Here is a 21,685-nt window from a genome sequence, read left to right on the forward strand (position 1 = left end):
CTGGGCAACGACAGCGATCCGGACGGCGACCCCCTGACGGTGATCTCGGCAAGCTCGCCCAATGGCACGGTCACGATCAATCCCGATGGCACGCTGGATTACCAGTCCGATCCCGGTTTTGAGGGCACGGACAACATCACATATGTGATCGAGGACGGGCGCGGCGGTTCGGACACCGGCGTTGTGCGCGTTTCGGTGCGTGACACTGGCGGCGGCAACACTGCCCCGACTCCGGTCGCGGATGTTGCGGCGACGCCCGTCGATACGCTGCTGGACGATCTTGATGTTCTGGGCAATGACAGCGATCCGGACGGTGATCCGCTGACGGTTGTTGCGGCCACGGCTGGCAATGGCACGGTCACGATCAATCCTGACGGCACGTTGGATTACCAGCCTGATCCGGGCTTTGAGGGTATCGATACGATCACCTATGTGGTCGATGACGGCAATGGCAGCACGGTTTCTGCGCCGGTCACGGTCACGGTGGGTACGCCGCCGCTGAATTCTCCGCCCGTCGCAGTGAATGATGCGCCAGCAAGCACACCGCTGGATACGCTGCTCGAAGATATTGATGTTCTGGGCAATGACAGTGATCCGGACGGCGATCCTCTGACTGTTACGGCGGCCACAGCGCCCAACGGCACGGTTACGATCAACCCTGACGGCACGCTGGATTATCAGCCTGACCTCGGGTTCACTGGTGATGATACTATCACCTATGCGATCACCGACAGCATCAGTGGTACCGATACGGCGACACTCGTCGTGACGGTCGGCACGGCGAACCTGGATCCAAATGCGGATCCTGATACGTCGAGCACGACTGCGGGCACGCCTGTCACCATCTTCCCGCTTGGCAATGACAGTGATCCGGATGGCGATCCTTTGACGATCACCTCCGCGAGCGCGCCCGATGGCACGGTTACGATCTCTGCTGACGGGACCTCCGTAACCTATACGCCGGACCTCGGTTTCGATGATGACGTGGATTCGATCACCTACACTATTTCCGATGGCAATGGCGGCTCGGACACCTCTTCGATTCAGGTGATCGTGGGAACGCCGGGCCTTGACGGTATTGTCGAGGGCACAGGCGGTGATGATCTTATTGATCTTGGCTATCTGGGTGATCCGGATGGCGATCAAATCGACAACTCTGATGCGATTGCACCGGGCGCTGGCGCTCAGGATGATGTGGTCGAAGCAGGCGCGGGCGATGACACCATCGACTCCGGGCTTGGTGATGACTTTGTAACGGCTGGCCCTGGCGATGATGATATCACGACAGGCGAGGGCGATGACACAGTCTTCGGCGGCCTTGGCCTCGATACGATCGATACGGGCGCTGGCGAGGATTCGGTCTTTTCCGGTGATGGGGACGATTCCATTACGACCGGCGACGGCTCTGATACCGTGCTCGCAGGTATTGGCGATGACGTGATCGACACAAGCGGTGCAATTCCGCTTCTGGACGATGCGCCATTCCCCTCCATCCCGACTGACAGCGATCCGGAAGACGATCGCGACTTTGTCGATGCAGATGAGGGCAATGATCTGATCACCACCGGTGATGACGCAGATACGATCTTCGGCGGCGAGGGTGACGATACGATCAACTCGGGTATCGACGATGACGAAGTCTACGGGGATGGTGGCGATGACCTCATCAACGATGAGCAAGGCTCTGACTTTATCAATGCTGGCGCTGGCGATGATACGATCAATGCGGGTATCGACACCTTCTCCGATTACATCGGCGATGATCCCAACCTGCCCCTTACGGACAGCGGCATCACCTTTGTCACTGATCCTGATCGGGATGATGGCCGGGATACGGTCTTCGGCGGCGCGGGCAATGACATTATCAACACGGGCGATGATGCGGATAGCATCGACGGCGGTGCGGATAACGACACGATCAATGCGGGTATTGACGACGATACGGTGCGCGGCGGTCTTGGCGATGATAGCATCTTTGGCGGCCATGGCTCGGACACGATTTCCGGTGGCGACGGTGATGACTTCATCGATGCGGGCCACACGGGAACACCGGGTTATATCGGCGATGTCGAAGATGCGCTGGAGCTTCCGGGCCTCGAGCTGAATGACCGCGATGTGGTTACAGGCGGGGCTGGCAACGATACGATCTTCGGCGGCGACGACGACGACTCGATCATTGGTGGTCAGGGCAACGACTTCATCGATGGTGGCATCGACGATGACACGCTTATTGCGAGTTCCGGAAATGACACTGTCCTAGGCGGTTCTGGTGATGATCTTATCACTGGCGAGGGTGGTCTGGACTCACTTGTTGGCGGTGATGGTAGCGATACAATCGACGGCGGCGGCGACAGCGATACGATTATCGGTGGCGCAGGTGCAGACAGCATCTTTGGCGGTAGCGGCGAAGACAGCATTGTCGGCGCGACAGCAGGCGACACGATTGACGGCGGCGAAGGTCCAACGGACTTTGACACGCTCGATCTTCGCGGCGCAGGCGCGGCGGCAAACGTCGGGGGTCGTACGACCATCGATTATGATGCCCCGGGCTCTGAAGGCGGTATCGTCAACTTCCTTGATGCGGCAGATGTGCTCACGGGTACGGCGCGTTTCGACAATATCGAGAACGTCATTCCCTGCTTTACGCCCGGAACGCTGATCGCAACGCCAACCGGCGAGCGCAAAGTGGAAGATTTGAAGGCCGGGGACCGCGTCATCACGCGCGACAATGGCATTCAGGAAATCCGCTGGAGTGGTTCAAAGGATCTGAGCGGCGCACAGCTTGCTGCGAATGATCACCTGCAACCGATCCTGATCCGTGCAGGCGCTCTTGGGGCCAATCTGCCCGAGCATGATATTCTGGTTTCGCCGCAGCACCGTATGTTGCTGACAACAGATCAGGCGGCCATGTATTTTGAAGAACGTGAAGTTCTTGTGGCAGCCAAGCATCTGACGATCTTGGACGGTGTGGACCGTGTGACCAGTTCGGGCACGACCTATATCCACATCATGTTCGAACAACATGAGGTAGTTTTGTCCAACGGCACCTGGTCCGAGAGCTTCCAGCCAGGCGATTACACGCTTGATGGGATCGGCAAGGAACAGCGCGACGAAATTCTGGAACTTTTCCCGGAACTCGCCACGCAAGTTGGCTCCGAAGCCTATCAGGCTGCGCGCCGGACCTTGAAGAAATACGAAGCAGCACTTCTGCTTGGGTAAGGCACCCCTGTAGAGGTTCATGCCTCACCGAGATATGCAGCTCTGGTGAACAGGGGGCTGATCACCAGTATAGAAAAGAGGCGGGAAACCGCCTCTTTTCGCCATTGAAATGCGAGGCTTTTTACCATGGGATCGCTTTTTTACGGTTTATTATCAGATGTTTAAGAGAATTTTTTGTGAAGCGCTGCGTTTGTTCGCCCTTGGGGGCGCTGTGACAAGGGAACATGCGGCACCGGTTTTTTGAAGGAAGCCCCACGTCGCGGAATGCTTCATGACAAAGCGGCAGATGACACAACTCTGGGGCACGCGTGCAAGACATCTTACCGAGCCGTTTCACTGAGCCATCGCACCTTGCCGCCTGCGTGCGAATCGATTCAGCGAATGAGCAGTTTTTGTACGCTCCAAAGCCAAAATTCGGGAATGGTTTACGCGATTTTTTCCATCTGCGCGGGGCTTTTCGAAGGCTTTGAAACAGAACCTCTGTGCGCTGAGTTGTAACCCTCCCCTATAACACTTTTAGGTTGCACTCTTGCGCGGGTTTTCCCAAATGCCGTGAGTGAACCACATGTTTGCCGCATTTGCGCCCTGATTGAAGGGCATCTCTGTTTACGTAGAGTGAGACCACGGTAAGTTGGCCTGCGAAGAAGCGAGAGTGATGAGTGTTTTTGGTTCAGGTTTAAGTCTTCGTAACGCCGTTGGTTCTGTTGTGTGCGACTATCACGGTGCGGGTGGCCAACTCTCGCATCGAGCTACTTCCTACTGCCCCTGTTTTACCCCCGGAACGCTGATCAAGACTGACTTTGGCGAAGTTCCGGTCGAAGAACTGACTGTGGGCACGCGTGTTTTGACGCGTGACAACGGGTATCGTGCGATCGTTTGGACGGGTCATCGCCTTCTGGAACAAGACGTTCTAAGCGCGCATCCGTCGCTGTACCCGATCCGTATCTCCAAAGGCGCGCTTGGCCCGAACTTGCCCGAGCGCGACACGCGGGTGTCACCGCAGCATCGCATGCTATTGAACAATGACCAGATACGCGCATGGTTCGATGCGGACGAAGTCCTCGTGGCAGCGCATCTGTTGACCTGTTTCAAGGGTGTCGCACGCGAGGCTGTGCAGAATGTTACCTATATTCATTTCATGTTCGATCAGCACGAAATTGTTCTGGCGGATGGCGCATGGTCGGAAAGCTACCAACCAAGCGATATGCGCCTCGGGGCGATCGACGAGCAACACCGCGTCGAGCTTTTGAGCATCTTTCCAGAACTGGCAGACGATGCCGGATTGGTCTTTCCAGCCGCACGTGCGTCGATCGATGCTGCGCAGTTTTCCAAAGCGGTTCTGCCGTCAGAGTGACGCGCGCCATGCGCTCCACTCTTCGGGTGTATCAAGATCGAGGCGCGCCTTTTGTCCGTCCAGTGCGTGAAATCTGAGCTGCGCCTTGTGGCTTTTCAGGATCGGCGCTGCGCCTTGATCGCCTGATAGATCACTGAAACCACTTAGACATGCACGCGGAAAGATAACCGGATGTCCGGGTGTTCCATCTCGGCATGTGGCTTGTAAAATACCCTCGGGATCGCCTGCATAGGCCGCTACCAACTGCTTCAAATCACTGGTTTCAAGGCTTGGCATATCGGGTGGCAAGACCATCATTGCCTCGACGCCCTCGGGCATCGCAGCCGCCCCCGCGCGCAAGGAGGCGGACATGCCGTGCGCTGCATTTGGGACGGGGATTAGTGCCACGTCCAAAGCCGTGAGCGCTCTGGCCCTTGGGTGATCTAGGCTTGGCAAGGTGGCAAAAACCTCCATGCCAGCTGCCAAAGCGCGCGAGGCCATGAGGGCCAAACAAGGCTGGCCACCCACATCTTCGAGCAATTTGTCCGCCCCGCGCATACGCGACGACGCCCCCGCCGCAGGCAAGAGGCAGGCCATACGCATCAGCCGCGCATCCGTGCGCCGTCCGCATCGAACAGGGCTTCTGTGATCAATGTCGCCTTGCGCATTTGTCCAAGAATTTCGATCTCCACGACCAGTCCCTCTTGCGCCAAGGCGCGTGGGATCAACGCCTGTGCGATCGACTTGCGCGCATGATGCGAGTAGCCGCCGGAGGTGCAAAAACCCTGTACTTCGCCGTCGATCCACACAGGTTCATAAGCGACCACATCGGCCGTCTGCGCATCCACTTCGAAGGCGCAAAGCTGGCGGGTAGGGGGGCTGGCGCGCTCGTGTTCTGCCGCGGCGCGGCCGATGAAATCGGTGTTTTTCTTGAAGCTGATGAAACGATCCATTCCGGTTTCTGCGGCTGTATAGTCGGGGGAGAATTCCGACAGCCACGAGCCAAAGAATTTATCAAGCCGCAGGCTCATCATCGCGCGCATCCCGAAAGGTGTCATGCCGTGCTGTTTTCCCTCGCTCCAGAGCGTGGTCCAAAGGCGGCGCTGATCCATAGGATCGCAGTAGATTTCATAGCCAAGATCGCCCGTGTAGCTCAGGCGCTGCACGATGCAATCGACGCTGCCCAGTGTGATCATCTTGACGTCCATAAACCGCATTTCAGCAAGTTCTGGCGCAAGCGCATTGACGATTTGAGCAGATTTGGGGCCTGCGATCTGAAAGCCCGTCATGCGGTCCGACACATTGCGAACACTGACACCTTCTTGGTTATGCTGCTCGAACCAGCGGTGATGTATCGTTTGATATCCGTAGCTTGCAGTCAGTTGGAACCAATCCTCGCTTATGCAGGACACTGTGAAATCACCCATCAAACGCCCCTTTGGCGATAGCATGGGCGTCAGCGAGACACGGCCCGGCAAAGGGATACGCCCCGCCATGATCCGGTCCAGCCACGCGCGCGCGCCGCTCCCGGTGACTTCGAATTTACCAAAGTTTTGTAGCTCATTTATACCGACATGGGCGCGCACCGCTTCGACCTCGCGGCGGGTTGCGTCAAAGGCATTGGAGCGGCGGAAACTGGGGGTTTCGAATGCCGGCTCATCACCTACGGCAAAGTAATTTGCCACCTCCAATCCGAATTGCTGCCCCCAAACCGCACCCATTTTGGTGAACGTGTCATACATCGGCGTGGTGCGATGCGGGCGCGCAGCGGGCAGTTCTTCGTTGGGGTAGCTGACCGAAAAGCGCTTTTGATAGTTCTCAATGACCTTTGGCAATGTGTAGCCCTTGGTGATCCAAGGGCCAAAACGAGCAACATCCATCGCCGTGACATCGCGCTCCGTCTCGCCCTCGATCATCCATTGAGCCAGCATCAACCCAACGCCGCCACCTTGGCTAAAGCCTGCCATGACGCCGCAAGCGGACCAGTAATTGCGCAGGCCCGGCACAGGGCCGACCAGCGGATTGCCATCGGGCGCAAAGGTGAACGGACCGTGGATCACCGATTTGATGCCAGCGGTTTCGAGGACGGGAAAGCGTTTGTAAGCAAAAGCGATACTGTCTTCGATCTTGTCGTAATCGTCGGGCAAAAGTTCATGGCCAAAGTCCCACGGCGTGCCGTCAACGGCCCAAGGGCGGCAGGGTTGCTCGTAAAAACCAATGCACAGCCCGCGACCTTCTTGGCGCAGATAACTCTCGCCCGCGGGGTCCATCACATGCGGATGCTCGCCGTCCATCTCCATGATCTGGGGGATGTCATCAGTGACGATATATTGATGTTCCATCGGGTGCAGTGGCAGATAGGCACCCGCCATCGCGCCCACTTCGCGCGCCCAAAGACCACCCGCGTTAACGATATGCTCGGCGTGGATCGTGCCCTTGTTGGTAACCACATCCCACGTGCCATCGGGGCGTTGATTGGTCTCTTCCACCTTGCAGTGGGTTTCAATGCTCGCCCCGCCCATGCGCGCCGCTTTGGCATAGGCATGCGTCGTGCCGGACGGATCAAGGTGGCCATCAAGCGGATCATAAAGCGCGCCAAGGATGCCGTCTATGTTGGTCACCGGGGCAATTTTTCTGATCTCTTCGGGGCCGACGATTTCGGTTTCCAGCCCCATGTAGCGATGCTTGGCGCGCTCTGCGAGCAGCATATCGAACCGTTCCTGATTGTCCGCCAGCGTGACGCCGCCCACATGGTGAAGGCCGCAGGACATGCCGGTGATCTCTTCCAACTCTTTGTAAAGATTGATCGTATAGCCCTGAAGCGCTGCCATATTGGTGTCGCCGTTCAGCGTATGAAATCCACCCGCCGCGTGCCACGTCGAGCCAGAGGTCAACTCTGAGCGCTCGATCAGCATGACATCGGACCAGCCCAGCTTGGTCAGGTGATACAATACCGAACATCCGACGACGCCGCCGCCGATCACGGCTACTCTGGTGGTGGTTTTCATGGGGCTTTTCCTTGGTTTTGTCTGATGGTCCGGTTTTTCTAGAAAAATCACTACGCTCGTTGCCGCGTTGCGACATGTTATGTCGCCTTCATTGTATTAGTGCCACTTCAGATGGCTAGGCTGAAATAAATATCGCAGCTTTCGGGAGTTAAGCAATGCGCACTACTGCACAGGCAGTCGTTATCGGGGGCGGCGTGATCGGCTGCTCGATCCTTTATCATCTCACCAAACTCGGCTGGTCCGACGTGGTCTTGCTCGAGCGCGACGAGTTAACGTCGGGTTCGACCTGGCACGCGGCAGCGAATATTCACGGGCTGCACGACAGCACCAATATCTCGCGTATCCAACACTATACGATGAACCTCTATAATGCGCTGGAGGAGGAAACGGGCCAGTCTTGCGGCGTGTTCCAGCCTGGGTCTTTGTATCTCGCGCAGACGACCGAGCGCGTGCATCAACTGCGCTTGCAAGCGGCCAAGGCCAAGCTCTACGGGATGAATTTTTACGAGATTTCCATCGATGAAGCGCGCGAGCTGAACCCGATGGTCAACTACGATGGCATCAAATGTGTTATGTACGAACCCGAGGGCGGCAATGTGGACCCCTCGGGCGTTACAAATGCCTATGCGATTGGAGCCCGCAAACGGGGTGCGGAAATTAACCGCTTTACGCCCGTGACGGCGACAGAGCCGCAGTTGGATGGATCATGGATCGTCAAGACGCCGAAGGGCGACATTCACACGCAGTGGGTGGTGAATGCGGCCGGTCTGTGGGGGCGCGAAGTGGCGGCGATGGCGGGGTTTGAATTACCGCTTCAGCCGACCGAGCATCAGTATTTCGTCACCGAGAGCATTCCCGAGATCGAAGCGTCTGATCGTCGCCTTCCGTCAGTGTCGGACCGCGATGGTGAGTATTATTTGCGCCAAGAGGGGCAGGGCCTTTTGGTCGGTGCTTATGAGAAAGACATGAAATTCTGGGCCGAAGACGGCACGCCGCTCGATTTCGCCCATGATCTGTTTCCCGACGATCTAGAACGGATCGAAGAAAACATGATGAACGCGATCGAGCGTGTTCCTGCGGTTGCGAGCGCAGGGATCAAGCGGGTCATCAACGGACCTATGATCTGGTCGCCCGATGCCAATGTGTTGTTCGGGCCATTGCCGGAACTTGATAACTACTTCTGCTGTAACGGAATTATTCCAGGGTTTTCGCAATCTGGCGGCATGGGCCTGATGGCGGCGCAGTGGATGATCGAGGGTGAAACACAGTACGATATGTTCGGCTGGGATGTTGCGCGCTTTGATACTTGGGCCGACAAAGCCTTCACGCGCGCACGCGTCGAGGACAGCTATGGCCACCGTTTCGCGATCCATTTCCCCAATGAGGAACGCGCTGCGGGCCGCCCCGCGCGCATGCGCCCGGCCTATGTCAAGCAGGCGGAACTGGGCGCTGTGTTTGGGTTGAATTCCGGCTGGGAGCATCCGCTTTGGTTTTCTGGCGAAGCCGGGACCAAGGACACAAACGGCTTCACACGTCAGAATTGGTGGGGGCCTGTGGGTGAAGAGTGCCGCATGTTGCGCGAGAATGCAGGCATCATAGATATCTCGAATTTTGCGAAATATATCTGCAAGGGCGCGGGCGCTGCTGATTGGCTCAACGCAGTTTTTGCCAACAATATGCCCAAAGGGATCGGGCGTTCTTGCCTGACGCCGCTGATTGGTAAACGCGGCGGGATCGCGGGGGATTTTACCGTCACCAAACTGGCCGAGGACGAGTTCTGGATCATTGGCTCGGGCATGGCCGAGCGCTATCACAAACGCTTTTTCAAACAGGTTCCGCTGCCGGACGGCACGGTTTTCGAGAGCCGCACAAATGACATCTGCGGCTTCAACGTGGCGGGCCCGAAATCGCGCGAGATGTTGCAGCGCACGACAAATGCGTCGCTTGCGACAGAAGACTTCCCTTTCATGCGTTCGAAATCGATCGAACTTGCAGGCGTGCAGGTCCTCGCTTTGCGGGTCAGTTTCACGGGGGATCTTGGCTGGGAACTGCACTGCGCCGCGGCCGATCAAGCGCGCCTGTATGAGGCGCTGCTCGAGGCTGGCAAAACCATGGGCGCAGGCCCTGTTGGCGGGCGCGCGCTGATGAGCCTTCGGGTGGAAAAAGGCTATGGGTCGTGGAGCCGCGAATACAGCCCTGAATACTTTCCGCAAGAAGTCGGGCTGGAGCGGCTGTGCAAGATGGACAAAGAGTTCCTGAATAAATCTTCCGCCGCTGACACGATGGCGCAAGATGCGCGCGAACATATGGTTCTGCTGCACCTGAATGAGGCCGATGTCACCGCCTCCAACGCGGATGCGAGCGGGGGCGAGCCGATTTTCAAAAACGGTAAAGGCATCGGTCGCGTAACCTCCGGCACCTATGGCTACACGGTTGGCATGAGCCTTGCGCTTGGATTCGTTAAAGATGCGCAAGCGGGCGATTCCGTCGAGGTCATGGTGCTTGGCCAACCGCACCGCGCCACCATTCTGGCCGAGCCGCCCTTTGATCCGGCAGGCACACGCCTGCGCGCTTAGAACTTCGCCAAGCCCTTCCTCTTTCTTTAAATATCGCGGGGGAGTCTGATCTTTGATCAGACGGGGGCTGGCCCCCAAACAGCGGGGCGCGTGCAATCACGCGCCCCGCCATGTTTCAAGACCTCTTGCAGGTATTGATCCCGACCAGTCGATACAGCAGGCAGTTGCTCATCAACCCTGTCGCCAAAGGCACGATGCCGATTAGATAGGCCCAGCGATAGCTGCTCTCGGGGTTCAGGAAAAACCCGGCGATCAGCGCAAGACCGATCACGATGCGCAAGATGCGGTCGATGCCGCCAACATTCTTTTTCATAGCATGCTCCGATTCTAGATGCTGCACGCAGGATAACCGCGTGCAGCACAAAGGCTCGGTGACCTTGTCACACAAGGCGCGTCAGGGACGTCCGCTTTTCTCGAAGCGTGGCAGCATCGCGCTGAAATCCTGACCTGCGCCATCCTCGTCCTCGACAAATTGCGCATAGAGCGCCTGCGCCATCGCGCCCATCGGGGTATCCGCATCTGCGCCGATCGCCGCTTGCTGCGCGAGGCGCAGGTCTTTCAGCATCAAATCGGCGGCAAATCCGGGCTTGTAGCCGTTGTCCGCAGGCGATGTCGGCCCAACGCCGGGCGCAGGGCAATAGGCGTTCATCGACCAGCTATAGCCCGAGGATGTGCTGACCACATTGAACATTTTCTGGCGGTCCAGACCGAGCTTGTCGGCCAGCGCGAAAGCCTCGCAAGTGGCGATCATCGTCACGCCAAGGATCATGTTGTTGCAGATTTTTGCGGCTTGACCATTGCCGGACGCGCCGCAGTGAACCGCTTTTTGTCCCATGATTTCAAAGAGGGGCAGGGCTTTGTTAAAGCCCTCTTCCGCGCCGCCAACCATAAATGTCAATGTGCCGCCAGAGGCACCGCCAGTGCCGCCCGATACGGGCGCGTCAAGGGGCAGCACGCCCGCGGTCTCGCATAGCGCAGCCACCGCGCGCGCACTTTCAACGTCCACGGTCGAGCAATCCAGCAGCACCGCGCCCTTGTTCATCGCTGGGATCACCTCATCCGCGACAGAGCGCAGGATCACGCCGTTGGGCAACATGGTAATCACCACATCTGCGTTCATGGCGGCGTCTAGAGCGCTGGCAACCGCCACTGCGCCTGCGGCGCTGGTGCCAGCCACATCAAAGCTACGTACGTTATGACCCGCAGCCGCAAGATTGGCCGCCATTGGCCCGCCCATGTTTCCGAGCCCGATAAATCCGATTTGCATGGCTGTGCTCTCCTCTTCGAATGTCAGCTTGTCCTTGCCCAATGGGCGCAGCATGAAAGAGACATCAACGGCAGGTACTTTGTCCAGTGCGTGTTTCCATTTGGGCGCGCGGTCCTTGTCGATGATCAAGGCGCGAATACCTTCGAGAAAGTCGCCATGCTCCATCGCGCGGTGGGTGAAGCGATATTCAAGTTCAAGCGCGCGCGGTAGATCACGCGCGCTGCGAAGGCGGTGGATCATCTCGACGGCGCAGGCCATGGCAAGGGGCGAATTTCGCTCGATGGCGGCAAGAGATTTTTGTGCGAATTCAGAGGTATCCATGCGCAAGTTCGTGCAAATATCGCCAAGGGTCTCGCCGCAGAAACTGGCATTGATCGCCGCCATATGTTGCGCCAGCTCGGCGCTTGGCGGCTCGGTGACGGCGGCCTTGAGCGCGCCAAGATCGCCGCTTTGCAAAAGTGCGGCTTTGACCGCCTCCCAAGCCTCTTCAGGCAGGTAGTGGTCGGCAAATCCCGCCAGAATCGCATCGCCCGGACCCATGCGCGCCGTGCACAGGCCGAGGTATTCGCCAAGCCGCCCCGGCGCATGCGCAAGCAGCATCGAGCCGCCCACATCAGGCACCAGTCCAATGCCACATTCAGGCATGGCGATGCGGCTGCTTTGCCCCACAATGCGGTGCGCAGCATGGCAGCCCACGCCGACACCGCCGCCCATGGTGAAGCCTTGCAAGAATGACACGACCGGCTTTTGATACGCGGCGAGCCGCGCGTTCATACGGTATTCATCGCGCCAAAACCCTTGGCCGAAAGCGAAATCACCGGCTTTGCCGCTCTCATAAAGATCGGCGATATCGCCGCCCGCGCAAAAGGCTTTTTCGCCCACCGCATCAATCACGATCAGCGCGACGTCCGGGTCATTGGCCCAGCCCAGCAAGGCGGCATCGATCGCGCGGACCATGTCATAGGTTAGCGCGTTCAACGCTTCGGGGCGGTTCAGGGTGATATGGCCGCTGCGGCCGGATTTGCGGATGTCGATTTCGCTCATGGGGGATGCTCCCTCGCTCTTGTGGCTCACGTTCGCGCTTTTGTGAGGCTTTGGCGTCCTAAGGGCAACACCTTGCAGGCAATAGCTGGTGCGCGCGCGTGGATGCGTTGCGCCGTGTGGCTGGCTCGGTCAAATTGGTGACGTTATATTCCTGGGGCGGATTTATATGCAGCGCAGCGCAACGCGTATTGCCATCGCGGCCGCGACCCGTCGCCGTCCGCGTATGTTGGCCGATCTTTTACAATCTTTGCAGGCCTTGGATGTGCCGCAAGGGGCAGAGCTTTGCTTTTTCTTTGTGGAAAATGATGCAGAGCTGACAATATCCGAATTGGTCGATGAATTCTCGCGCCGCAGCGGTTGGAGCGCACGCGCGCTGCACGAGCCACGCCGCGGCATTTCGCATGCGCGTAACGCGGCGATGGAGGCGGCGACAGAGGCTGGCGTAGATTGGCTGGCCTTCGTGGATGACGATGAACAGGTGCGCCACGACTGGCTTCGCCTTTTATGGTCCGGTGCACGCGAATCGGGTGCACAACTTGCGGGCGGCCCCGTGTTGCCTGTTGCTCCTGCGCGCGGCAGCTCGGATGAGCAGAACGAGGTGTTGGCCTATTTCGAGCGCGCAGCCGCCGTGAGCGATGCACGCAAAGACGCGGCTATGGCGACGGGGCAACGCTTTGATCTGGCAACGAATAACTGGATTTGCGATTTGCACGCCTTCAATCTTGCAGGGCTGCGTTTTGATCTCAGGTTCGGGCTGAGCGGCGGTGAGGACACCGACCTGTCGCGCCGTGCCTATGGTGCGGGATTGAAACTGGCCTGGATCGCGCAGGCGATCGTGACCGAGGAGGTCCCCGCCGAGCGGTTGAGTGCGCGTTACATTTTCGAGCGCGCCCGCGCGCAGAGCATCACCAAGTTCCAACTTCTTAAAGCTGCGCGGCCCCAGCGTGCGCCGCTCGATGCTTCGGTGCAAGTCCTGTTCAAAGGTTTGTCCGGCAGTGTTCTGATCGCGCTTTCGCCCATTTCAGGGCGCTATAGCTATTTTCGTGGCATGCGTTCGCTTGGCATTGCCACAGGCTTTTGGGCCGGGCTGCGCGGAGTTGATCAGGCGAGTTATACGCGCGTCACGGGCGAATAAGCCAGCGGCCCTGCGGGGCGAGTTTATTGGCAAGATTAAGAACGGGCGCGCCTATGATTTGAGCGCGCCCGCTTTGGTTTAGTCCATCGGTTTGAAGTTGAACTCGCCGCCTTGTTTGATGCCCGAGGGCCAGCGCGCCGTGACTGTCTTGGTGCGTGTGTAGAATTTGAACGCATCGGGGCCATGCTGGTTAAGATCACCGAAGACGGATTTCTTCCAGCCGCCAAAGGTGTGGTAGGCCAATGGTACCGGGATGGGCACGTTGATGCCGATCATGCCGACGTTAACGCGGGATGCGAAATCGCGCGCGGCGTCACCGTCACGGGTGAAGATCGCGGTGCCGTTACCGTATTCATGATCCATCGCAAGTTTCAGCGCTTCTTCATAAGAACCGGCGCGTACGGTGGACAGAACCGGGCCGAAGATCTCGTATTTGTAGATGTCCATGTCAGGTGTGACGCGGTCGAACAGATGCGGGCCGACGAAAAAGCCGTCCTCGTAGCCTTGCAGGCTGAAGCCGCGCCCGTCCACGACAAGCTCTGCACCTTGATCGATACCGGTTTGCACGAGGCGTTCGATGTTGGTTTTAGCAGCGGATGTGACCACGGGGCCGTAATCCACGTCATTACCAGAGGTATAGGGGCCGACTTTCAGCTTTTCGATGCGCGGCACCAGTGCGGCAATCAAGCGATCAGCAGTTTCTTCGCCAACGGGAACAGCGACGGAAATCGCCATGCAGCGCTCGCCAGCAGCGCCGTAGCCAGCGCCGATGAGGGCATCCGCAGCTTGTTCGATATCGGCGTCGGGCATGATGATCATGTGGTTCTTCGCGCCGCCGAAGCACTGCACGCGTTTGCCGTTGGCGCAGCCCGTCGCGTAGATGTACTCCGCAATCGGCGTCGAGCCGACGAAGCCAACGGATTGAATGATGTCGTCGTGCAGAATCGCATCGACCGCTTCCTTGTCGCCGTTCACCACTTGGATGATGCCTTTGGGCAGGCCCGCTTCTTCGAGCAGTTCGGCAAGCATCAAGGGCACGGAGGGATCACGCTCGGAGGGTTTCAGAATGAAGGCGTTGCCGCAAGCAATCGCGGGTGCGAACATCCACATGGGGATCATTGCGGGGAAGTTGAACGGGGTGATTCCTGCGGTAACGCCAAGGGCTTGGCGCATGGAGTACATGTCGATGCCGGGGCCTGCCGCATCGGTGTAATCCCCCTTAAGCAATTCAGGTGCGCCGATGCAATATTCCACAACCTCGAGGCCGCGCTGCACATCGCCCTTGGCATCTGGAATGGTCTTGCCGTGCTCGCGCGAGAGCGCCTCGGCGAGCTTGTCCATGTCGCGGTTGAGCAGACCGACGAACGCCATCATCACGCGGGCGCGGCGCTGCGGGTTGGTCGCGGCCCAAGCGGGCTGGGCGGCGGCGGCGATAGCAACGGCCATGGCCATTTCCGCGCCATTGGCGAGCGGCACCTTGGCCTGCACTTCGCCTGTTGCGGGGTTGTAGACGTCTGCGAACCGCCCGGACGTGCCTTTGACGTGCGCGCCGTCAATATAATGTGTGAGTTCTTGCATGGATCGATCCTTTGGTTGATTAGGGCCAGTTTAATCTTGCAAAAATGCCTTGAATAGGGGCAAGTTCGCTGAAGGGTTTTGCAAAAACGCAAGGGGTGGGCCGTGGCACAGAATTGGGATGATCTGCGCGTGTTTCTCAGTGTAGCGCGCGGGCAGAGCCTTTCGGCGGCAGGCAAGCAGTTGCGCATCGATCCGGCAACGGTTGGTCGGCGCATCGCGCGCCTCGAGCAGCGCATGGGAACGGCCTTGTTCGCCAAATCCCCCCTTGGATATGAGTTGAGCGTTGCGGGTGCGCGGCTTTTGCCGCTGGCGGAGCAGGCCGAACAGGCGATGGGCGCGGCGGGAGATTTGATGGTGCAGGGCGGTGCGCGCGCAGGGGAAATCAGCGGCTCGATCCGCATCGGCGCGCCGGATGGCTGTGCCAATTTCCTTTTACCTCAGGTCTGCGCGCGCATCGTTGCGGCGCACCCTGATCTGGACGTGCAAATTGTGGCGCTGCCGCGTGTTGTGAACCTGTCCAAACGCGAAGCTGACATGGCGATCACGGTCAGCGCACCCAGCGCAGGGCGCTTAACGGTTCAGAAACTTTGCGATTATAAACTGCACCTTGCGGCAAGTCCGGAATATCTGGCCAAAGCCGCGAAATTGCGAACCAAACAGGATCTGAAGGGGCATCGGATGATCGGGTATATTCCCGATATGATCTTTGACAAGGAACTCGACTATCTCGGTGCGCTGGGGGTGGAACGTGTGCCGCTGGCCTCCAATTCGGTGGCGGTGCAGTTCCACGCTATACGCCAGGGCGCAGGCCTTGGGGTGGTGCATGATTTTGCCCTGCCAAGCGCGCCTGTTCTGCAACGTGTTCTGATGCAGGAGGTGAGCCTGCTGCGCAGTTTCTATCTTGTGCGACATAGCTCTGATCGCCGGCTTCAGCGCCTGAACCGCTTTGCCGAGGCGCTGGTGAGCGGTGTTCGCGCGGAAATCAGCCATCTGGAGGGCCTTTGCGCTGCGCGGTGATGCGACGCTTGCTTGACAGACCTGCAAATTGCGTAAACTCTATCAAAAGCGCAATAAAATTACCGGAGGACCGCCCAATGTTGGTGCAACATATTCTGAAATCGAAAGCCAGTGATGCGGTCGTCTCGGTCAAACCGGGCACGCTCGTGCGGGATGCTGCGCAAATTCTGGCCGAAAAGCGGATCGGCACTGTGGTGATCTCCAAGAACGGTGACACAGCCGATGGGATTTTGTCAGAGCGCGATATCGTGCGTGAACTGGCGGCGCGCGGCGCGAGTTGCCTTGGCGATAAGGTCGATGATTACATGACAACCAAGCTGGTGACCTGCACGCGTGCTGATAGTGCCGATGGTGTGCTCAAGATGATGACGGAGGGGCGGTTTCGCCACATGCCTGTGGTCGAGGATGGCAAGATGATCGGTCTCGTTACTATTGGCGATGCGGTAAAGGCGCGCCTGAGCCAGCTCTCCATGGAAAAAGAGGCGCTTCAAGGGATGATTATGGGGCATTAGGCCGCGCCGCGTGGCTTCGCCGCTTGCGTTTCGCGGCGCAATATTGTTGCGTGCGATCATGTAATAAGGAGCGCGGCGATGCGAACAGGTCTGTATCCGGGTACGTTTGACCCAGTCACTTTGGGTCATATAGATATTATTCGCCGTGCATGTGCGCTGGTGGATAGATTGGTGATCGGCGTTGCGATCAATCGCGACAAAGGCCCGATGTTTTCTCTCGAAGAGCGGGTAGAGATGATCGAGCGCGTGTGCGCCAAGCTCAGCGCGCAGACTGGCACCGAAATTGTCGCGCATCCGTTCGAGAATCTGCTCATTGATTGCGCGCGCGACGTGGGCGCGCAGCTAATCGTGCGCGGATTGCGCGCTGTCGCGGATTTTGAGTATGAATATCAAATGGTTGGCATGAACCGCGTGCTTGATGATAGTATTGAAACGGTGTTCTTGATGGCAGAAGCGCAGCATCAGGCTATTGCGTCGAAACTGGTCAAGGAAATCGCGCGTCTTGGCGGCGATGTATCGCACTTTGTGACGCCCGATGTGAATGCTGCGCTCAAGGACCGGCTGGGATAAAGCCGCTTCCTTTTATTGCGCTATATGGCGTCTAAGGCATTGATAATGGGCGTGAAATCATCCGCTGTCAGGCTCGCGCCGCCGACCAGTGCACCATCGACATTGGGTATCGCAAATATTTGCTCTGCGTTGGCAGCCTTGACCGAACCGCCATAGAGCAAGCGCACCGCGCGCGCGGTTTGTGCGCCAAAGCGTTGCTCGAGCCGGGCACGAAGGAAGTCGTGCACTTCGCCTATTTGTGCAAGACTTGGCACTTTTCCGGTACCGATCGCCCAGATTGGCTCATAGGCAATGACCAGATTTTCGCCGCTGACGTCGTCTGGGACGGACCCTGCAAGCTGGCTTGCGATAATGTCGAGCGTGTTTCCAGCCTCGCGCTCTTGCAAGGCCTCGCCCATGCAAATGATCACGCGCAGACCGGCACCAAGGGCTGCGCTTGCTTTGGCGCTTACGTCGCTGTCTTGCTCTGCGTGATCGCCGCGCCGCTCGGAGTGGCCCAGAATCACATAGCTCGCCCCGGCGTCAAGCAGCATCGCGGCCGAAATGTCGCCCGTATGCGCGCCGCTGCCACTTGCGTGACAATCTTGCGCGCCCAACGTGACGGGGCCGGTTCTAGTGATCTCACTGGCGCGGTGTAGAAGCGTCGCGGGCGGTGCTATCAGAATTTCAGAGATCGCCCCGACGTGTGTGCGCGCAAGCGTTTCGATCTGTGCCAGATCAGCGCTGGTGCCATTCATCTTCCAATTGCCTGCTGCCAGTTTGCGCCGCATCACCGACCTCCTTAAAAATTGTTGGACTTAGCTCACCTGAACGGCGCGCAAGGTCAAGACTTGGCGGCCTCTGCCTGCAATTCTTCCACGTCCTTGAATTTAATGGATTCGCCGCAACCACAGGCGTCGGTGACATTGGGATTGCGGAATTTAAAGCCCGATTCCAGCAAGGAGGTCTCATAATCGATCTCTGTTCCAAACAGGAACATTTGCGCCATGGGTGCAATCATCACGCGGGCGGCGTTCTGCTCGACCAATTCATCGTGTGGATCAACTTCGTTCACGTAATCCATGGTATATTCCATGCCCGCGCAGCCGCCTTTTTTTACGCCGATGCGCAGCCCCATATGCCCGTCCTTGGCCATGAGTTTGGCGATTTGCGCTTCTGCCTTGGCGGTTATGGTCACAGCTTGCTTGCCGGGAATCGCGAACATGATGAGCACTCCTTTGCCGTAAATTTAGGGTGTGTGACCTGCGCCTACAATTAGCACAGGGCCACATATTTTATGGTTTCGGTTTACATAAATCCAAGCTCGAGGCGCGCTTCGTCGCTCATCATCTCCATGCCCCAAGGCGGCTCCCAGACCAGCTCGACCTCGACATGCTTGACGCCTGCCATGGGTTCGATCGCTTCGGCGACCCAGCCGGGCATTTCACCGGCGACTGGACAGCCCGGCGCAGTGAGCGACATGAGCACGCGTACATCGTTTTCGGGGCTGATGTCGATCGTGTAAATCAGGCCAAGATCATAGATATTCACTGGAATTTCAGGGTCATACACAGTGCGGCACGCTTCTACGATTGGCTCGTAAAGCGCGTGATCCGTACTGGACGGGGCGATAAGCGGTGTGCCTTCTAGCGGTGCGGTCGCGTCGGTCATGATCAGCCTCATTCGTGTTCCTGACTGAATATATAGGGATTGGCGCGCGCAGCGTAAAGGGCAGGGCGACACTTGCGCTCAATACATCGCCGCGTCACAGATGGGCGGAAGGATCAGACCTATGCGCTTGCCCAGTTTCAGCCCTGCCAATTTGGGCCCAGCCACAACCGCGCCCCGGCGCGCGACGCTTATTTTGATGACGGCGGTTTCTGTGCTGACATTGAACCTGTTTCTGCCCTCGCTGCCCTCGATGGCGGCAGAATTCGGCGTTAGCTATGGCGCGATTTCAATGGCGATCGCAGGCTATCTTTTCCTCTCGGCGGTGCTGACGCTCCTGCTTGGTCCTTTGGCCGACCGCTTTGGGCGCAGGCCTGTCCTGCTTGGCACGTTTACCATCTTTGCACTGGCCTCCGCAGGGGCGGCGATCACGCAGGATTACGCGCTTTTTCTGGTGTTTCGCATGTGCCAAGCGGTCTGCGCGACTGGCTCGACCCTTAGTCGCGCGATTGTGCGCGACATGTATCCGCCGGGCAAAGGCACATCGGTGCTGGGCTATATCGCGATGGCGATGGCGGTCGCGCCGATGATCGGGCCGCTGATCGGCGGCGTGATGGAAGAGACCCTTGGGTGGCGCTCTGTCTTCTGGCTGTTTGCCGCATTGGGCGCGCTCTGCGTCACGGTAATTTATTTGGATCTGGGCGAAACTGCTTCGGGTACGGCGAAAACCAACGCAGAACAGGTGCAAGGTTACAAGGACGTCACGCGCGCGGCGGCCTTTTGGACGAACACGCTGGTGCTTGGTTTCTCGATTTCCGCGTTTTTTGTTTTTCTCGCAGGTGCGCCTTTGGTGGCGGGTGAGATCTACGGTCTTTCCCCTAGTTTTGTGGGCTTTGTGATGGGGGCCACGGCGCTGGGTTATTTTCTTGGCAGCTTCGTAACGGGCCGTATCGCAGAGCGTGTACCGCTTGGCGCGATGATGATCTGGGGGCGCTGGGTCGGGATGATCGGGCCGGTGGGCGCGCTTTTATTGGTGCTGAGCGGATTTGATACGCCCTATCTGGTGTTTGGATTGATGGTTACTTTGGGCGCGGCAAACGGCATCAGCCTTGCGGCGGCGAACACCGGCGCGATGAGCGTGCGCCCCGATCTGGCGGGCAGCGCCGCTGGTCTTTCGGGGGCGATCGCGACCGCTATGGGCGCGGTGTTCAGCGCTTTGACGGGTGCGCTTTTGACGCCCCAGAACGGTGATTGGCTGTTTTGTCTACTACTGGTTTTGATGTGCGCAGGGGCTTTGGCGGCGTCTTATCCCGCCTCCAAAACTTTCGAGCGCTTTGACTAAAGCGTAGTTTTACGTTTGCGAACAGGCTCGGGGCGCACGCGCGCTTCGATATGCTCGTAAATTAGCTCGGCCACGTTCTTTTGTGACGTCTTTTCAACACCTTCCAGTCCGGGTGAGGAATTGACTTCCAGCACTTTAGGACCGGTTTCCGAGCGCAGCAAATCGACCCCTGCCATGCCAAGGCCAAAGGCTTTGGCGGCTTTGATCGCCGTTTCGCGCTCTTCCTTGGTGATCTTTACCTTTGAGGCCGAGCCACCCTGATGCAGGTTGGAGCGAAACTCACCGGCGGCCGCCGTGCGCTTGATCGAGGCGACGACCTTGCCGCCGATCACAAGGCATCGCACGTCCTCGCCAGCCGCTTCCTTGACGAAATCCTGTACCAGAAAATTGGCCTTGAGGCCGCGAAACGCCGAAATCACCGATTCCGCCGCTTTTTTGGTTTCGGCCATGACCACGCCTTTGCCCTGTGTGCTTTCGAGTAGCTTCACAATCAAGGGCGCGGTGCCGACGAGCGAAATCAGGCTGCCGGTGTCCTTGGGACTGGCGGCGAAAGCGGTGTTGGGCATGCCGATCTTGTGACGCGCCATGAGTTGATGCGCGTGCAGCTTGTCGCGGCTGGCGGTGATGCCTTGGCTACCGTTAACACAGAACGTGCCGACCGTTTCAAACTGGCGGATAACGGCGGTACCATAGGGCGTCACCGATGCACCGATGCGCGGGATCACGGCGTCAAAGCGTGGCAGGCGTGCACCGTCATAATGCACTTCCGGTGATAGGGCGTTTATCGCCATATAACAACGTGTTGTGTCAATAACTTCAACTGTGTGACCCCGCTTTTCACCCTCTTCTACAAGGCGGCGGGTCGAGTAATTGTCCTCGCGCGAAAGGACCGCGATACGCAGCGCGCGGTTGGGCATTTCGCGCCGCATGGTGGCGCTATGGTAAATTTCGTAGCTTAGCTGCGGCTGGCAAAACCGCTCTGATGGGTTGACCGATACGCTTTCGTTCAGCGCTTGACGGCCCAGCAACATATGCGAAGCCATTCCGCGCCGATCGGTCAGGGTCACTTCGATCGGCCAGGAGGTTTCGCCGACGATGATGCTTGTCTCGATCACGTAGCGCAGCTCCGTTTCGCCGTTGGATGAGGTCACGTCGCGCCGATCGATCACGGTGGCGGAGCAGGGGATGATCAAATCTTCGCGCCCGGGAATCGGATGCACGGTAAAGCGCACTTTGGGTTGCTTGGCAGAGCCGAAAGGCTCGATCTCAGTCGCGTGCAATGCGGATGTGCGCGCGCCCGTGTCGATTTTCGCGCGCATCGCGGGCAGGCCAAGCGTTGGAAGTGATACCCATTCTTCCCAGCCAAGTGTGATCGGATCGTTCATTTTTCCTGCCTCGTTCAGCAAAGTGAAACCCATCCTAACGCAGGCCAATTGC

At 58.3% G+C, this 21,685-nt stretch carries 17 protein-coding genes; 8 read left to right on the forward strand and 9 right to left on the reverse strand.

Translation table 11 applies throughout. The features are described 5' to 3' along the window. A partial coding sequence (locus tag B9P63_RS03670; protein WP_139816195.1) for an Ig-like domain-containing protein occupies nt 1–3,219 on the forward strand: 3,219 nt, incomplete at its 5' end. Between the two features lie 655 nt (nt 3,220–3,874). Next, on the forward strand, nt 3,875–4,573 hold the full coding sequence (locus B9P63_RS03680) for a Hint domain-containing protein (RefSeq protein WP_085307223.1): 699 nt from the start codon (nt 3,875–3,877) through the stop codon (nt 4,571–4,573). Here the strand turns inward: B9P63_RS03680 and B9P63_RS03685 are convergent. Then, nucleotides 4,565–5,155 carry a nucleotidyltransferase family protein gene (locus tag B9P63_RS03685; RefSeq protein WP_342743549.1) on the reverse strand — a complete coding sequence of 197 codons (591 nt, stop codon included), beginning with the start codon at nt 5,153–5,155 and terminating at the stop codon, nt 4,565–4,567. The two genes, B9P63_RS03680 and B9P63_RS03685, sit on opposite strands and share 9 nt — an antisense overlap. Beyond that, on the reverse strand, nt 5,155–7,560 hold the full coding sequence (locus tag B9P63_RS03690) for a GcvT family protein (protein WP_085307224.1): 2,406 nt from the start codon (nt 7,558–7,560) through the stop codon (nt 5,155–5,157). Before B9P63_RS03690 ends, B9P63_RS03685 begins: the two co-directional genes overlap by 1 nt. A gap of 155 nt (nt 7,561–7,715) precedes the next feature. On the opposite strand from B9P63_RS03690, the gene B9P63_RS03695 reads away from it, so the two are divergent. Beyond that, nucleotides 7,716–10,136 carry a GcvT family protein gene (locus tag B9P63_RS03695; protein ID WP_085307225.1) on the forward strand — a complete coding sequence of 807 codons (2,421 nt, stop codon included), beginning with the start codon at nt 7,716–7,718 and terminating at the stop codon, nt 10,134–10,136. Nucleotides 10,137–10,251: 115 nt separating this feature from the next. On the opposite strand, the gene B9P63_RS03700 is transcribed toward B9P63_RS03695, so the two are convergent. Both B9P63_RS03700 and mmsB read right to left on the reverse strand, forming a co-directional pair. After that, on the reverse strand, nt 10,252–10,449 hold the full coding sequence (locus B9P63_RS03700; protein ID WP_085307226.1) for a YgaP family membrane protein: 198 nt from the start codon (nt 10,447–10,449) through the stop codon (nt 10,252–10,254). An 81-nt stretch (nt 10,450–10,530) separates the two neighbouring features. Then, the gene (gene mmsB, locus B9P63_RS03705) at nt 10,531–12,447 is read right to left on the reverse strand and encodes a 3-hydroxyisobutyrate dehydrogenase (RefSeq protein WP_085307227.1); all 1,917 of its coding nucleotides are present in this window, start codon (nt 12,445–12,447) and stop codon (nt 10,531–10,533) included. Between the two features lie 166 nt (nt 12,448–12,613). On the opposite strand from mmsB, the gene B9P63_RS03710 reads away from it, so the two are divergent. Then, nucleotides 12,614–13,582 carry a glycosyltransferase family 2 protein gene (locus B9P63_RS03710; protein ID WP_085307228.1) on the forward strand — a complete coding sequence of 323 codons (969 nt, stop codon included), beginning with the start codon at nt 12,614–12,616 and terminating at the stop codon, nt 13,580–13,582. A gap of 78 nt (nt 13,583–13,660) precedes the next feature. Here B9P63_RS03710 and B9P63_RS03715 read toward each other — a convergent pair whose 3' ends face one another. Continuing rightward, a complete protein-coding gene (locus tag B9P63_RS03715) occupies nt 13,661–15,160 on the reverse strand; it encodes a CoA-acylating methylmalonate-semialdehyde dehydrogenase (RefSeq protein WP_085307229.1) in 1,500 nt (499 codons plus the stop codon). 102 nt (nt 15,161–15,262) lie between these two features. Between B9P63_RS03715 and B9P63_RS03720 the strand changes: the two genes are divergently transcribed. The 3 genes from B9P63_RS03720 to coaD all read left to right on the forward strand — a co-directional run bounded on the left by B9P63_RS03720 (nt 15,263) and on the right by coaD (nt 17,259). Then, nucleotides 15,263–16,177, forward strand: a complete 915-nt coding sequence (locus B9P63_RS03720) for a LysR family transcriptional regulator (protein ID WP_085307313.1) — start codon at nt 15,263–15,265, stop codon at nt 16,175–16,177. Nucleotides 16,178–16,254: 77 nt separating this feature from the next. Continuing rightward, nucleotides 16,255–16,689, forward strand: coding sequence for a CBS domain-containing protein (locus B9P63_RS03725; protein WP_085307230.1), 435 nt, complete (start codon nt 16,255–16,257; stop codon nt 16,687–16,689). 78 nt (nt 16,690–16,767) lie between these two features. Next, on the forward strand, nt 16,768–17,259 hold the full coding sequence (coaD, locus tag B9P63_RS03730) for a pantetheine-phosphate adenylyltransferase (RefSeq protein ID WP_085307231.1): 492 nt from the start codon (nt 16,768–16,770) through the stop codon (nt 17,257–17,259). Nucleotides 17,260–17,279: 20 nt separating this feature from the next. Here coaD and tpiA read toward each other — a convergent pair whose 3' ends face one another. The 3 genes from tpiA to B9P63_RS03745 form a co-directional block, all read right to left on the reverse strand. Beyond that, the gene (tpiA, locus tag B9P63_RS03735) at nt 17,280–18,029 is read right to left on the reverse strand and encodes a triose-phosphate isomerase (protein ID WP_085307232.1); all 750 of its coding nucleotides are present in this window, start codon (nt 18,027–18,029) and stop codon (nt 17,280–17,282) included. A 53-nt stretch (nt 18,030–18,082) separates the two neighbouring features. Continuing rightward, nucleotides 18,083–18,463, reverse strand: coding sequence for a HesB/IscA family protein (locus B9P63_RS03740; RefSeq protein ID WP_085307233.1), 381 nt, complete (start codon nt 18,461–18,463; stop codon nt 18,083–18,085). Between the two features lie 83 nt (nt 18,464–18,546). After that, the gene (locus tag B9P63_RS03745; RefSeq protein WP_085307314.1) at nt 18,547–18,909 is read right to left on the reverse strand and encodes an SUF system Fe-S cluster assembly protein; all 363 of its coding nucleotides are present in this window, start codon (nt 18,907–18,909) and stop codon (nt 18,547–18,549) included. A 121-nt stretch (nt 18,910–19,030) separates the two neighbouring features. On the opposite strand from B9P63_RS03745, the gene B9P63_RS03750 reads away from it, so the two are divergent. Continuing rightward, nucleotides 19,031–20,248, forward strand: a complete 1,218-nt coding sequence (locus B9P63_RS03750) for a multidrug effflux MFS transporter (RefSeq protein ID WP_176219095.1) — start codon at nt 19,031–19,033, stop codon at nt 20,246–20,248. On the opposite strand, the gene rimK is transcribed toward B9P63_RS03750, so the two are convergent. Next, on the reverse strand, nt 20,245–21,633 hold the full coding sequence (gene rimK, locus B9P63_RS03755; protein ID WP_085307315.1) for a 30S ribosomal protein S6--L-glutamate ligase: 1,389 nt from the start codon (nt 21,631–21,633) through the stop codon (nt 20,245–20,247). The genes B9P63_RS03750 and rimK overlap by 4 nt on opposite strands. Between the last annotated feature and the right edge of the window lie 52 nt (nt 21,634–21,685).

The sequence above is a fragment of the Planktotalea arctica genome, assembly GCF_002105285.1.
GTDB classification, from domain to species: domain Bacteria; phylum Pseudomonadota; class Alphaproteobacteria; order Rhodobacterales; family Rhodobacteraceae; genus Planktotalea; species Planktotalea arctica.